The organism is Acinetobacter sp. LCT-H3, from assembly GCF_001866125.1.
GTDB classification, from domain to species: Bacteria; Pseudomonadota; Gammaproteobacteria; order Pseudomonadales; family Moraxellaceae; genus Acinetobacter; species Acinetobacter schindleri.
Genome location: NZ_MODX01000020.1, coordinates 1 through 14,565, shown reverse-complemented (window position 1 = coordinate 14,565; position 14,565 = coordinate 1). Strand labels below are relative to the sequence as shown.

Sequence of the window (14,565 nt, the reverse complement as noted above, 5' to 3'; positions counted from 1 at the left end):
GTATAGCCTCCAAATAATGTTAAAAATTGGGGGCTTTACTATTTTGGAAGACATTCAAAAAATTATTGATAAAAGAGAAATTAAATCTGTTTTTCATTTTTCTAGAGTTGAAAACCTTAGTAGCATTTTATTAAATGGGGTAGTGCCAAGAAGTAATTTGGTGGGTAGTACTTCAATTTTCAATGATACTGTAAGGGCAGACGGAAAATTAGATCATAGTAGCTTTAGTATTAGCTTTCCAAATCATCTAATGTTTTATCGATTAAGATGTGCTACACCGGATAGTAAATGGGCTCTTTTAGTTTTTAAACCCGAGATATTAACGGCATATGACTGCTTATTTTATCCTGTAAATGCAGCATCAGCTAATGTTAGTAGATTACCCCCAAGTTCTTTTAGAGGGGGAAATGCATTAGAACGAATGTTTACTTACGCTGCAGAGACTAGAGAAAATATTCTTAGACCTTGTGACCCTACAGATGTTCAGGCAGAAGTGATGATTCCTTCGACTGTAACGATTGATTATTTAAAGGGTTGTATTTTAAGCGATAAAAATCTAATTAGTTTTTTTTCAAAAAAGTTTCCACATATTAAATTCGCATATTGTGCAGAAGGCTCTCAAGTTTTTCATACTAGAAAAGCATTTCTATGGGGGTTTTAGAAGGTGAAATATGGCAAAACGACCAGTTTTTATTGCTAATTCAATTGGTTCTACACTTGTAGATACTAGAATGATAGATTTTCAATATTATTCTGGGTTTGCTGTAGTACAAAAGCAGAAGTCGATTAATTCTTTGCACCAGAGTATTCGAGAAAGTTTGAATATTCAGAACATTCTGGAAGTTTCTAGCAAATCTGAATCAGATTTAGGTATAGCTTTAAGTGCTTTCAATTTGATGATGTTTGATAAAAAGTCACAGAAAAACTTTAGTGTTGAATGTGCTTTTCAAAGCAGCAAAGTTTTTGAATATGGAGGGCCTTTTTTAGATCTTTTGAATGTTACTTCAAGAGAAGCAAAAAAAGATGAAAGATTAAAAATGTCAGGACAGTTAAAAAAATTTTCATTTTATGGAATTGATTGGGGATTGGAGCCTTTAACAGCTTTTTATGATTGGCTTTATATTAATGCTTTAAAGTTTAATTCCCAATATCATTCTGAATTATTAGAATATGAAGCATTTACAGATATTGAGTTTAATCCTGAAAAATCAATTAATTGTCAGGCCTATTCAATAGCTATGTTTGTTTCCCTCTTCAAAAGAAATTTGTTAGATAAGATTAGAGATCCTAAAGAGTTTTTAAAGTTTTATAGTGATTTTCAAATTAGTAATGCTTATATCAATACTCGTAATACTTCAGGTAATGGTTTGCTTTTCTAGATAAGATTGACTTCGCCCATCTGCCATCATCATTTACAAAAATGGACAATAGACATTCATTACAACAGAGTTATACTGCTTAGACCATTTTCTAAAACAACGGAGAACAAAGATGGTTATTGCTGGCTCTAAACCGGGAACAGGTTTCTATTTTTGTGTTCAATGCGGACATCGCGTTTACTTAGAAATTGGTACAGACCGCTTACCACCGTGTACCAAATGCCAAGGCACCCAATATAACGATAAGGTTGCCTAAGCTACAGCAAAAAAATAAAACAGAAAAACCTGTTTTAAATAAAAGCCCTATTACCCCATAGGGCTTTTTGCTATTTTAGAGAGAAAGAAAATCACCCATCGCCACAAACAGGTTTGGAGTGCAGTATGGAAACGATCCTCGGTTTATGTATTGGTATTGGACTCAGTGCAGCGTGTGGCTTCCGTATATTTGCACCTTTGCTGGTCATGAGTATCGCTTGTAATCTGAACTGGTTTGAACCGATCCAGGGCTTCGGCTGGCTGGCATTACCCTCGGTTTGTTTGACACTGGGCATCGCGACCTTATGTGAAATCATCGCTTACTATATTCCCTGGGTGGATAATATCCTTGATATTATTGCTACCCCCGCAGCTGTCATTGCTGGAACCGTATCTACGATGGCAGTAAGTAGTGGGGAAATGTCGCAGTTTATAGCTTGGGCAACCGCATTAATTGTAGGTGGAGGCACCGCCGGAGCAGTACAATTTGGTACGGTGGCTTTGCGAGGTTTATCAACTACCACCACCGGTGGAGTAGGAAATCCGGTCATTTCTACGGGGGAGTGGGTCAGTGCGATCTTGATTTCAATTTTATCCTTCTTGGCACCTGTAATGCTGGTGATAGTATTAATTATTGCTGCCATCTGGTTTGTACGCTGGTTTAAACAGATCAAGAAAAAAAAAGCTGATACTGGTATAGCATAAATCCTCTAAGTCACTGTTTTATAAATCTAAAACTAAATAGTAAGTTCATGTGAAAGGACTAAAAAAACTCTAAAAAGTGATTGATTTTTATTCATTAAAGGCATAATTTTTAGTATGGGATTAATAAATACATACTTTTATTATGGTTTTAATCCCTACCTTTATAAAAAAGAATATGGGGAGTTTGCATGGATATGATCAAGTTTGTGATTGATGAGCATACGACAGACAATGGTGCACATCTGATCCATAATTCAACGATGGGGTGTGAAGACTTGCCTGATCCTAATGCTCAGATTCTGATTGGTTATTTTGCCAATTATGAACTGGCGTATAAGCGTGCGCGCATGAACTGGCCTAGAGAGAAAGTGACCGGTTGTGAAAAATGCTGCAAGGCATAACTCATGAATCAATCAGTAATTAAAAATGAATATGATGTTGAGATTTTTGACCCTGCCATTGTGTAGGGTCATTTTGTTTCAGCTTTCATCTTTCTATGTTAAAAATAATAAGCAACATGTGCCTATACATATGAGATCAGGAAAATGAAAATAGCAAAACTTGCAGTTTTTTTCAGTGCAACCATATTGATCTCGAATGCAGCCGTAGCGCAACAAGCTTTAAAGCCCCAACAGCGCCAGTCACAACAAGATCAAAAAACTTTTCAAGCCTATGTCCCTAAAAACTATTCTTTCTTTGAAGTAGTAAAAGGTGACTTGAATAAAGATGGTGTGCCAGATGCTGTACTGATTGTCAAAGCTACAGATCCTAAAGCTTTAGTTAAAGATGAATATCGTGGAACCTTAGACCGGAACCGCCGAGGTATCATTGTTCTTTTGGGGCAAAAGGACAAGAACACTTATAAACAGTTTCTGCAAAACCTGAACTGTTTCAGCTCGGATCAGGAAGATGGTGGGGTGTACTATCCACCTGAACTGGTGCCTGAAATTAACAAAGGACTACTGCAGCTTACGTATCAGCATGGACGTTATGGCTATTGGAGCTATAAATTCCGTCTTCAGAATCAGGATATGCGACTGATTGGTTATGACCAGTTTTCTCATCATGGTCCTTTACTTGAGTCGAAAACCAGCTTTAATCTGCTGACTGGCAAAAAAATCTATAGTAAAAACCTAATCACGGATCCGGAGCGCAACCCAAAATATAAAGAAACGCATTCAGTGCATAAAAAGTCACCTATTTACTTATCTAAAATTAAAGACTTTGATCAACTTACATTTTAAATATCTAACTGCCTGAAATTGGCGCACATTTTGCAATTTATTTAATACGAGGATGCAAAGCTTCATCTAATCGCAGAGCTTTGACTTAATTTAGTGCACTTTTATGCACGATAAAGAGTGCAAATGAGTATGGATATGACCAACCACGTTTCTGAATCCCCGAAACTACCGCTTTCTGCACATGTCTGTGCGGCCTGGTCGCTCATATTTGTGCCTTTTTGTGGTGCAATTGGGCTGATCTATTTTGCGCTGGCTTATCTGATCAATCTGAAAGTACTGACATCTGAATTAAGCAAAATGAATAAAGTACTGGCAATTATCATGTCCGGGATGTGTGCCATGAGTGGCTGGTGGTTTACTGCACAATGGTTGCAGGGAACTTTTTAAAGTGAAAAAAAGGAGAAAAGGGGTAAATAAAATTCCAATAAAGCTCATTTTTTTAAAATAAAACGTCATAAAAATGAGCCAATGAGATTTATTTCTCTGAATTGTCTTTTAAATCGGAATAATTTTTCAAAAATTAGAAAAATGATAAAAACATAGGAAATTAATTCCGTACGCTCAAGGCTAATATATTTCTCAAGGGTGTGACGGGATCGGAAAGAGTAGCATGCTGTGAGCGGCGCAAAACGCGAGAGCAGTACTTACCCAAAAGGTCTTGATCCGGCTTAGGACGCTATGAACCAGAAGTTTGTAGGCTATAAGATCAATTCTTACAAAGATTGATAGTTGAAGTAAACCATCGCGAGTTTTCCCAACACCCTAAAAAATTCTCCAGTAAAACCCATTAGAAAATATAAAAATAACTCTTCTATTCAAATCTCCTTAACAGTGTTATATCCGCCATTTCTTTTTATTCAGTCAATTTATGCTAGTCTGGAAATTGAACCGTATCCTTTAGGGGAATCACGATGGAGCTTGATTTCTGGCGGCAATTTTTACTGTATGCATTGTTCGTTAATTACAGCATATTAATATTCTGGTTCCTGATCATTGTCTTTGCCCATGATTGGGTCAAACAGTTGCATGGAAAATGGTTCCAGCTATCAGACTCAACCTTCGATGCCATTCATTATGCAGGTATGGCACTCTATAAGATTGGTATTTTTCTATTTAATCTAGTGCCTTTATTGGCTTTATATCTGATGTGAACATACAGAGAAATAATAGATTTGAATCTTTCATTAACGTGATTTTAACCTGTGGTCGAATAGTAATCTCAAAGACCCAGTTTAACTTATTAAAATTATCCAACTAAAAACAACAACATCGCTAAAAGGAGCTCAGGCAAATGAATCAGTTTAAACCCGCCCTGATTTTAGGTGCACTCATCGGCTTAGGAATGATTATAGCGGGATGGATTCTGGGGAATAGTGCCGTCAAGATCAAACAGTATGAACGGATTGTCTCGGTCAAAGGCCTGTCTGAACGTGAAGTTAAGGCAAATGTCGCGGTCTGGCCGATTCGTTTTAGTTCGGCCAGTCAGGATCTGGCTCAGCTTTATGACGTGATGGAACTACAAACCCAGCAAATCCAGACTTTCCTGAAAGGTGAAGGCTTTAAAGCCGAAGAAATTACCACGGGAGCACCCGTCACCACAGATAAATATGCACAGCAGTATGGCGGTGATGCCAATGTTGCCCTGCGTTATACCGCACATCAAACCATTACCGTATATACCCATAATATTGATGCAGTACGGGCAGCACAAACCCGTTTAGCAGAACTGGGTAAAAAGGGCATTGCCTTTGGTGGCGATGATTCTGGACAACGAACTGAGTATCTATTTACTGGCTTGAATGACATTAAACCAGCGATGATTGAACAGGCCACACAAAATGCTCGGAGCGTGGCAGAAAAATTTGCAGCTGATTCACAAAGTCGTCTAGGAAAAATCAAAACTGCTAATCAGGGTCTGTTCAGTATTGAAGATCGCGACAGTAATACACCCTATCTTAAAAAAGTTCGTGTCGTATCTACAGTCGATTACTATCTGGCAGATTAAATTGACCGGAAGCAATTCAGCAGTACGATCTGAGCAGCTTAAACCCGGCTGGCCAAGTCGCAAGCCGAGTATAACCTCCTTAAATCAACTTCCTGTAAACGTTCAGATTGACACACTGAATTGACATTGTTATTTTGCGCATCTTTCTCCCCATGCAATTGCGCCATGCCACTAAACGATAACTTTGTTTACTGCCCACCTCAAGATCCGATTAAAATTCTCTATGAAGATGAGGATCTGGTGGTGATTGAAAAACCGGCAGGGTTGTTGTCGGTGCCGGGTCGTCTGCCAGAGCATCATGACAGCGCTTATTTACGTGTGTGCGAGCAATTTCCGGAAGCACGAATTACCCATCGCCTGGATATGGCTACTTCCGGAATTCTGATGTTTGCCAAGCATCGTGATGCAGAAGTGGCAGTCAGTAAAATGTTTCAGGCACGTACAGTGAATAAGCATTATATCGCTTTGGTACAAGGCAAACTGGTCGGTGAGGGTGAAGTTAATGCCCCACTCATCACTGACTGGGAAAATCGGCCACGTCAGATGGTACATACGGAACTGGGCAAGCCCTCTAAAACCCTGTATCAAGTGTTGGATTATGATGTGGCACAAGATATTAGCCGTGTCTTATTAATGCCGATTACCGGGCGTTCACATCAACTGCGTGTACATATGATGCATATTGGTCATCCGATTACTGGCGATAAAATTTATCACCCCGAACCACTGCGCAGTCCGCTGCAACGTATGGCCCTGCATGCCAGTTATCTTGCATTTACCCAGCCCTTAAGTGATAAACCGGTAGAAATTCACGGTAGTGTGCCTTTTTAATATTTTCTAGTTTCGACTCCATGTTTTATTAAATAATATTTGAATTTCTGGAATGAATGCAGAACACTTTACTCATCTATTGCGTTGTATAAAGTGTGAGAAAATATTTCATATTTTTTCTTTAATTCTCCAAATTTACTTATTTTTTGATCTAAAAAGCATTAGTTTAAATATAGTTATGTGCTTTGTTGAACTATGTAAATTTATAAGTTTACCTATCTTAATACTGTCTCATGAAGAAAATTAAATTTTTAAAAAGATCAAAATTTGGTAAATTTAAATCTATGTTATCAAACAATATTATATTTTAATTTTGATAAAAATTAAGAATATAATAATTATTTAATTAAATTCAATAACTTGCTGTCTATCTTATAAGTTAATTCATACTTAAAGCTTTAATATTTTTATTCCGGCAAGATTTCAAGAGATAAAGCAATAAGATTCAACAAAATGATCCTAGCCAAAATAATGGACAGCATGTCCCTCTAAAGATAACGTAACTTCAATCTTTGGAGATCCAAGAAATGGCTAAACGCTTTAGTCCAGAATTTAAACAGCAAGCAATTGATCATGCACTTTCAAACTCCCACGAGCCTATAGCTGCAATCGCCCATAAATTAGGTGTGGGTTATTCAACCTTAGATAAATGGATTCGTGAAGCCAATCCAGTAGGTTCAAGCAAACGTCAACTTTCTCCTGAACAACAGCGGATCTTGGAATTAGAGAAAGAAGTCAAACAGCTCAAGGAAGCCAATCACATCTTAAAAAAAGCGCATGTGTACTTTCTGACAGATCATGCCAAGAAAAGTACACGGTAATTCAAGATATGGATGTGAATGAAGTCACTGTGTCTTCTGTCTGTAAATGCCTAGATGTCAGCACTTCAGGCTATTATGCCTGGCGAAAACGCCAGACCAATACAGCGCAGAAATACAATGATTTAAAAGTTGTATATTGGCAGCATCATGCGCGCTTGGGTGCACCGTCATTGGTACATGACATGCGTGATTTAGGTTATCGCATGAGCGAACGTACCGTTGGAAGGATGCTAAAAAAGCTTGGTTTATGTAGTAGGATTACACGTAAATACAAGCATACGACTGATTCAAATCATCGTTTGTCTACAGCACCAAATTTGTTGGATCGCCAATTTACAGTTACTCAGCCTAATAAAGTTTGGACAACGGATATTACCTATATCCGCACTAAAGAAGGCTGGCTGTATTTATGTGTGATGCTAGATCTATTCAGCCGTCGTATTGTGGGTTGGCAAACCAGCCATCGAATAGACCGCCAATTGGTGTGTGATGCGTTTAATTATGCAATGGCTCGTCAGGGTTATCCAACGAGTGTCATGGTGCATTCGGATCAAGGTAGTCAGTACTGTAGTCGTGATTTTAGGGCGCTATTATTGACGAATAACTGTATTCAAAGCATGTCTAGACGAGGAAACTGTTGGGACAATGCAGTGACCGAAAGCTTCTTCCATACCCTGAAGGGGCATGTAGTACATGGCAGTGTATTTTCTACGAGAAAAGAGGCAAATGCTATCTTGTTTGAGTATATTGAAGTTTACTACAATCGAATCAGAAGGCATTCTGCAAATGGCTGGTTAAGTCCAGAAGCCTTTGAACAGAAATATTTCAAGAATTTAGAGGGATCGGTTGTCCACGATACTGTCTAGGATCAAAAATATCAGTATTATTAAATATTTATACCTAATTCTAGTGATAGGATTTTTAAGAAAATCAGTGCAAAATAAGAATCTTTCATAAGTTCTTTGGTTTGATTTAAAGCATTTTTCTTATTTTATTTTTTTAATTAGGGCACGGACGATGTTAAGTATTATTTTATTCGTTCTGGTGGGGATACTATCTGGCGTACTTGCAGTCACACTAAACAAATTAAAATCCCTGCGTGGAAACCTCGATGTTTTACAGGACAATCTGGATCATGCACGTCATAAACTGACTGATTATGAACAACAGGTAGAAGATAGTGAGTACGAGTTGTCCCAGCTACGCGTGCAGATCAGTAGTTTACGCACGACTTTAGAAAAATATAAGAAATACCAGGAGATCTGCGAAATTGAACAATATGTCATTAACCGTACCTTACAGGCTGAAAATTTTGTAGAAATGACCAAGGTTGATGCTTCAATCATGGTGGATGATATTAAAGGCTATATCGAGCGGGTGAAGGCATTTATAGAGGGTTATCAGGCTAAGGCAATTCAAAAGGTTGATCAGCAGGCACGGGAAAAACTGCAACGTTATTATAAACAGGCACAAGAAGAATATCGCTTGCAGGATGTGGTTACTGCCTTAGAGCATAAAATTCATGGTTATCAGTATGGATTCTCGCTAGCAGCTAAAGATGTTTTGACTGAATTAATAGAGGGTTATCAGGAGCAAGATACTGCAAGACATTTACAGGATATTCGTGAGCAAATTGAGCAGGCGATTCGAGACAAAAAAGTTGCGCAATGCAACTATGTCGATGAAGATCGCCGTAATACCACCATGGATATGATCAGTCTGGCCTTTAACAGCCGTGCCGACCTGTATCTGTCTCGTTTAACTGCAGATAATCTGGGACAGATGCTACAGGCGCTGCAAGATGATTTTTATTTAATTAATCATAAAGGGCAGGATTTAAGTCAGGCTCGCATTCAGCAATCGTATCTGGATTTACGTTTGCAAGAGCTCAAGTTTGCAGCCTTACTTCTGGAATTAAAGAAAACACCAGGAAAAGTTATTCACCAGGCTTAAGCCGCTTAGTCAAAAAAATTAGGCGTAAAATGAGGATGAAAATATCTCCAAAATAAGCAGTCAAAAGTATCTCTACCAGTTAAAAGTTAAAGAGATAGTTTAAAAATAAAAAATCGATTTGATATATAAAATCAGTCATTTAAAAACTGTAAAAAATGTTATTTTTCCTATCGTATCCTGTATAAAAATCAGCTAATCTAATTTGTATAATAAAACGGCAGCATAATAAGGACAGCCCTATGTCACGTGATTATCAGCAGTTCCCGGATGATGAAAATGGCAATGTACTCTGGCAGATGTTTCAGGATGGCGATGATCTGACTGAAGCACATGAAATTGAATTTTCGATTGCATTTAATGAAGAATCTCAGGCTGATCGCTGTGCTTTGCATCTATTAAAAGAAGAACAGAAAATCAGCCTGTTCCAGGATGAAGAAAGCGATACACTCGAGTGGGTGATCACGATTTTCGTTTATATGGAACCGAGCTACGAAGATATTGTTGATCTGGAGCAATGGTTTACCAAAATCGCGAGTGAATTTGGTGGCGTTTATGATGGTTGGGGCTGTATGGCTTATGTATATGACGACATCGACGATGATGATACGCCTTTGACCAGTTAAAGCTAAACAAAATTTTTATAACACAGAATGAAGAGTATAAGCCCAGCCCGTCTGGGCTTTTTCTTCTGGTTAATCAACAGTTTATTAATGAATAATTCAAACTGATATTATTTAAAACGAATAGAGGAATTGTAGAAATTAAATCCATATAAAATATAAGGTATAAAATGCTATAATGATTTTTTAATTTATTCATTTCTTATTTTTATTTTTATTTTTGAGGTTCTTATGAGTCTACCCCATTGTCCAAAATGCCAGTCTGAATACACCTACGAAGATGGGGATTTACTGATTTGTCCTGAATGTTCGCATGAATGGAAAGAGGGTGAAGATACAGAAGAGCAGCTAATCATTAAGGATGCCAATGGTAATGTTCTTGCTGATAGTGATAGTGTAACAGTGATCAAAGACCTGAAAATTAAAGGTTCCTCATCTGTGGTGAAAGTTGGAACTAAAGTAAAAAGTATTCGCCTGTTGCCAGATGCAGCAGATGGTCATGATATTGACTGTAAAATTGAGGGTATTGGCGCAATGAAGCTCAAGTCTGAATATGTGAAAAAAGCATAATCCAGTCCTGATCTGTTTTAATCTATTAAAGTTTGAACCAGAATGGCGGTTTAAAAAATAGGCCGTCATCACCTGCCTTGGCTTACATTTTATTTCAGACGGGGCATAATCAAGAAAAAATACTGAGTAAATAAAACCTCATGCCTCATCTTCATATTGAATATTCAGATAATATCCAGAATCTGGAGGTCAAGCCGATGCTGCTTAAGATTCACCAGGCCTTATATACTGCAAATTATATTCAGGATCCGAATGATTTAAAAAGCCGGGCAATTTGTCAGCAGAATTATGTGATTGGACTGGATTTGAATACCACTCAGGCCTATGTACATGCAAAAGTATCCTTATTGTCGGGGCGTAGTCCTGAATTGAAACAGGCAATTTCCCAGTGTGTCTTAGCAGTGCTACGACAGCATCTACCAGCCCAGCAGGGTTTGACAATACAGCTCTGTGTAGAAATCATAGAAATGCCAAAGGACTGTTATAGTAAAGCCTTTATTTAACTTTAGTTTAACAATACTTGTATGTTGTTGAAATTATAAGTATTATTTTTCGGGATTGTTATGTTGTGACACAAATAAAATCTAGCAAACAGTGAAAAATAACTTAAATAGGCTTAAATTAACTAGGTTCCTTCTCAAGTTTTATGGAAGTTGTTTAGCTAACAATAAAATGATCTTTAAAAAATGAATTTTATGGGGCTTTTAATATATTTGATGATCTTAACTAGTTAAGGTTTTTTTGCTGTAATTCTAAAAAAAATCTATGTCCTTCTGTCGGGGCAGATTGCAGTGATTATTTGACCATTTAAAAAATATAAGAGAATAGAGATGAAAATATTCGGGGACGCATCTTTAGGTAGAGAAATAGTTGATTTATTACATGAATGGGATAGTGCAATAACAGGCTTGGATATTCAGAATGTGCTTAAGTTGTGTGTATCAGATGTCAGGTTTTTTGATTTAAGTACAGAAGTTCATGGTCTGGAAGCTTATGAACAGAAATGGAATCTTTACAAGCCTTATATGCTGCATGGAGTGACCATACAGCGACATGACGTGACAATCCACGTAGAGCCTCATTTAGCTTTCATTCATGGTTATGTCAAACTTACACCAGCAAGTGCTGAAAAAGTAAAGTGGCTTCCATCCGTGAAATGGTGTCGTACTAGCTTATGTTTGAAAAAGGAACAAGGGCAATGGAAAATGGTGCATCAGCATATTTCGGTACCGGTAGAGATTGAAACACATAGCATGAAAGTATTAGAGCTAACTATTTAAATCTATAATGACATTATTTATATGAATTCATTCGCTATTTAAGTTCTCTACTATAGGGCAATGTTCAGTTGAATTCCAATAAAAAAAGAGCCTGAATGATTTAGGCTCTTTTTATTTGCAGAATGAGTATTAACCAAAGCGTTTTGGAATTTTCTGTCCATTAGGGATAGGGGTTTCAGCATTTTTTAATACACCGAATAACCAGGTTTCAGCATGCTGTACGGCAGTCTTGAGCTGATCGCCTAATGCTAAACGACCGGCAATGAAACTGGCCAGTGAACAGCCTGAACCATGATATTCACCCTTCAGACGAGCACAACGGGTCTGGTTCACCAGTTCACCCTGAATATATAAACTGTTCTGGATATAATCGGGAGTATCCTCATGACCTCCTTTGACCAGTATAGCTTTGGCACCCATGGCAAACAGTTTTTGTGTCGCAAGTTCCAGATCCTGCTCACCTGTCAGTGCACGCAATTCCACTGTGTTCGGTGTAATAATAGTTGCATGAGGGATCAATTGGGTAAAAGCCTTGACCAAGGTTGCCTGATCTCCCAATGAGCCACCACTGTTCGCGACAAGTACCGGATCAAGCACATAAAAATATTCAGGATGCTCAGCAAGAAACTCGGCTAGGGCTGCAATATTGTCGGTAGTACCAAGCATGCCGGATTTGACACCACGGATGGGCAAGTCACCGACTACCGCATGAGCTTGTGCAAGCAATAGGCTTTTTGATGTCGCTTCAAAGCCAAATACCTGTTGAGAGTTCTGAATAGTAAGGGCGGTACAGGCTATTGCAGCATGAGCCCCGCTTTGGCCAATAGCTTCAATATCAGCCTGGAGACCTGCTCCACCTGAAGGATCCAAACCTGAAAAGCATAGTACGGTAGGGCGCAAAACGATGTCCTTAAACTCTAGATTTGCGTTAGTATAGGCAAAATTTCATGAACACTCGATACCCATTTGCATCGAAGTAACCGGAGGACTGTGGTGATTCAGAATATCCTGATTGATCTGGATGGAACCTTAACTGATCCTAAAGTAGGGATTACCACTTCAGCACGTTATGGCTTGGAAAAAATTGGTCATCCTATTCATCCTGATACCAATATTGACTGGATTATTGGACCACCGCTTAAAGCCTCACTCGCTAAAATTCTGAACGTTGCAAGCAATCACGTGCTGGCAGAGCAGGCACTAGAAGCCTATCGGGAACGTTTTGCAGTCACCGGACTGTATGAAAATAAAGTCTTTCCTGAGGTGGCTGAAACTTTAGCTGAACTCAAACGCCGTGGATATCGACTATTTCTTGCGACTGCTAAACCCACCGTTTATGCACGACAGATTCTTGAACACTTTGAGCTAGATCAATATTTTAAAGGCATTTATGGCAGTGAGCTAAATGGTGATCGTACCAACAAAGGTGACCTGATCGAATACATCTTGCAGCAAGAGCAGTTAGATCCAGCTACTTGTATCATGGTGGGAGATCGTGAGCATGACATTTTTGGTGCTAGACGTAATGGGATAGAAACTATTGCAGTCACCTATGGCTATGGTTCACCAGAAGAATTTGCTCAAGCTGAGCCCAAATTTCAGATTCAACGCTTTAATGAAGTTTTTGATTGTCTAGGTAAATAATTTTTATATTTTAAAATTCTACGCTTTGTATATTTAAAATAATCTCGATTTATATTTCATGATTCGAGATTATTTTCTAGTTATTTAATTAACATATTTATATAAAGAGTAAATTAAATTATAAACTTATTATATTAAATTTAAGCTATTAAATAGTGGATTAATAACCTGTTTATAAATTTGTAATTCATGTGTTACATCAAGTAACTTATTTGTTGTTAAGTGTAATTAATTTACAAATATACAATTAACTAGATATAAAAGCTTATAATTTAATATAAATAATTGAAATACATAATAATAAAATTAATATAAATTTTCTAATATAATTCATCAATAAATTGTATATAAATATAAATCAATAGCTTAAATCATATTAATTAATAAAATTAAACTTCAATTTAAAATTACTACATAATAATAATAAAATCTTACTTATTTTATGGTTTTAACTTGGATTTACTCCTGCTATGAAGAGCTGGTTGGGAATTATACACGGCACGACTCATCATAAGAATATTCAGGAGTTTCTCTCATGGCTAGCATTGATATATTGGCTAAGAATAATGGACAAATTATTCAAAGTTTAAATGCCGATTCGGTTATATTAAATCAAAATTCCGTAGTTAAAATTGGCGTCAAAATAGAGGATGTTGCCAATATTTTAAGAGAAGGAAATGCGGCAGTTATCACACTTAAAAATGGTGAAAAAATTGTTGTAGAAAATTATTTTGACCCCGCGGTGAATGAAAGTTTACTTGTTTTTGAAGGGAATAATGGCGAGCTGTACTGGGCAGAATTTACCGACAGTTCAGGTCAATTACTAGTTAAATACAATCCGATCACTGAGGAGGCTCTCCTTGGAGGAGGGGCAACTGACTTACTACCTTGGATTGGTGGAGCATTAGCTGTTGGGGGAATTGCAGCTGCGGTAGGTGGATCGGGTGGGTCAAGTAATTCAAAAGATTCTACCCCAATAAATCCAGTGGATAATGCTGAAAGGCTAGTATCTCAAGCTGAAACAACCTATCAGAATGCATTAGAAATACTAGAACAAGCACAACAAGATGGCCTGATTACCCCTGAAGAACAACAAGCAGTTCAAGATGCAATTGATGCAGCCGCGGAAGCCAAGAACAAAGCACAGGATGCAGTTAATGTATTACCGGATGGTGCTGACAAAGACGATCTGCAAGATCGCTTGGATGACATCAATGATCCAATTACGTTACCACCAGTGAATGATGCCAATGAAAAT

At 37.6% G+C, this 14,565-nt stretch carries 19 protein-coding genes; 18 read left to right on the top strand and 1 reads right to left on the bottom strand.

Going from position 1 to position 14,565, the window contains the following annotated elements; all coding sequences use genetic code 11:
* The first annotated feature begins 16 nt into the window (after positions 1–16).
* The 16 genes from BK820_RS10950 to BK820_RS10875 all read left to right on the top strand — a co-directional run bounded on the left by BK820_RS10950 (position 17) and on the right by BK820_RS10875 (position 11,663).
* Positions 17–661 (top strand): DarT ssDNA thymidine ADP-ribosyltransferase family protein, encoded by a 645-nt coding sequence (locus BK820_RS10950; RefSeq protein WP_071320932.1) that lies wholly within the window; start codon positions 17–19, stop codon positions 659–661.
* A 10-nt stretch (positions 662–671) separates the two neighbouring features.
* The gene (locus tag BK820_RS10945) at positions 672–1,379 is read left to right on the top strand and encodes a DarT1-associated NADAR antitoxin family protein (RefSeq protein WP_071320931.1); all 708 of its coding nucleotides are present in this window, start codon (positions 672–674) and stop codon (positions 1,377–1,379) included.
* A gap of 58 nt (positions 1,380–1,437) precedes the next feature.
* Entirely contained in the window at positions 1,438–1,635 is a 198-nt protein-coding gene (locus tag BK820_RS15585; protein WP_262467878.1) for a zinc ribbon-containing protein, read from the top strand.
* A 125-nt stretch (positions 1,636–1,760) separates the two neighbouring features.
* Complete coding sequence (locus BK820_RS10940; protein WP_071320930.1) at positions 1,761–2,339, top strand: DUF4126 domain-containing protein; 579 nt, start codon at positions 1,761–1,763, stop codon at positions 2,337–2,339.
* A 188-nt stretch (positions 2,340–2,527) separates the two neighbouring features.
* Positions 2,528–2,740 (top strand): hypothetical protein, encoded by a 213-nt coding sequence (locus BK820_RS10935; protein ID WP_004814551.1) that lies wholly within the window; start codon positions 2,528–2,530, stop codon positions 2,738–2,740.
* Between the two features lie 144 nt (positions 2,741–2,884).
* Entirely contained in the window at positions 2,885–3,583 is a 699-nt protein-coding gene (locus tag BK820_RS10930) for a hypothetical protein (protein WP_071320929.1), read from the top strand.
* Between the two features lie 129 nt (positions 3,584–3,712).
* Entirely contained in the window at positions 3,713–3,970 is a 258-nt protein-coding gene (locus tag BK820_RS10925) for a hypothetical protein (protein ID WP_071320928.1), read from the top strand.
* A gap of 524 nt (positions 3,971–4,494) precedes the next feature.
* Positions 4,495–4,734, top strand: a complete 240-nt coding sequence (locus BK820_RS10920; protein ID WP_004891620.1) for a DUF6868 family protein — start codon at positions 4,495–4,497, stop codon at positions 4,732–4,734.
* 140 nt (positions 4,735–4,874) lie between these two features.
* Entirely contained in the window at positions 4,875–5,588 is a 714-nt protein-coding gene (locus tag BK820_RS10915; protein WP_071320927.1) for an SIMPL domain-containing protein, read from the top strand.
* 165 nt (positions 5,589–5,753) lie between these two features.
* The gene (locus tag BK820_RS10910) at positions 5,754–6,419 is read left to right on the top strand and encodes an RluA family pseudouridine synthase (RefSeq protein ID WP_071320926.1); all 666 of its coding nucleotides are present in this window, start codon (positions 5,754–5,756) and stop codon (positions 6,417–6,419) included.
* A gap of 527 nt (positions 6,420–6,946) precedes the next feature.
* Positions 6,947–8,106, top strand: a protein-coding gene (locus tag BK820_RS10900; protein ID WP_143045195.1) for an IS3 family transposase whose coding sequence is annotated in 2 segments (ribosomal slippage) — positions 6,947–7,181 and positions 7,181–8,106 — 1,161 coding nt in all. Because the reading frame shifts where the segments join, the coding sequence is not laid out codon by codon here.
* 151 nt (positions 8,107–8,257) lie between these two features.
* Complete coding sequence (locus tag BK820_RS10895) at positions 8,258–9,193, top strand: SNIPE associated domain-containing protein (protein ID WP_071320924.1); 936 nt, start codon at positions 8,258–8,260, stop codon at positions 9,191–9,193.
* A gap of 239 nt (positions 9,194–9,432) precedes the next feature.
* Positions 9,433–9,816 carry a ribonuclease E inhibitor RraB gene (locus tag BK820_RS10890; RefSeq protein WP_004814565.1) on the top strand — a complete coding sequence of 128 codons (384 nt, stop codon included), beginning with the start codon at positions 9,433–9,435 and terminating at the stop codon, positions 9,814–9,816.
* A 228-nt stretch (positions 9,817–10,044) separates the two neighbouring features.
* A complete protein-coding gene (locus BK820_RS10885) occupies positions 10,045–10,383 on the top strand; it encodes a zinc ribbon domain-containing protein YjdM (RefSeq protein ID WP_071320923.1) in 339 nt (112 codons plus the stop codon).
* Positions 10,384–10,523: 140 nt separating this feature from the next.
* The gene (locus tag BK820_RS10880; RefSeq protein WP_071320922.1) at positions 10,524–10,886 is read left to right on the top strand and encodes a 5-carboxymethyl-2-hydroxymuconate Delta-isomerase; all 363 of its coding nucleotides are present in this window, start codon (positions 10,524–10,526) and stop codon (positions 10,884–10,886) included.
* A gap of 327 nt (positions 10,887–11,213) precedes the next feature.
* Positions 11,214–11,663 (top strand): YybH family protein, encoded by a 450-nt coding sequence (locus BK820_RS10875; protein ID WP_071320921.1) that lies wholly within the window; start codon positions 11,214–11,216, stop codon positions 11,661–11,663.
* 129 nt (positions 11,664–11,792) lie between these two features.
* Here BK820_RS10875 and BK820_RS10870 read toward each other — a convergent pair whose 3' ends face one another.
* A complete protein-coding gene (locus tag BK820_RS10870; RefSeq protein ID WP_071320920.1) occupies positions 11,793–12,563 on the bottom strand; it encodes a hydroxymethylpyrimidine/phosphomethylpyrimidine kinase in 771 nt (256 codons plus the stop codon).
* 93 nt (positions 12,564–12,656) lie between these two features.
* Between BK820_RS10870 and BK820_RS10865 the strand changes: the two genes are divergently transcribed.
* Positions 12,657–13,307, top strand: a complete 651-nt coding sequence (locus tag BK820_RS10865) for an HAD-IA family hydrolase (RefSeq protein ID WP_071320919.1) — start codon at positions 12,657–12,659, stop codon at positions 13,305–13,307.
* 535 nt (positions 13,308–13,842) lie between these two features.
* Positions 13,843–14,565 (top strand): BapA/Bap/LapF family prefix-like domain-containing protein (locus BK820_RS10860; RefSeq protein WP_143045194.1); only part of this gene is annotated, 723 nt, incomplete at its 3' end.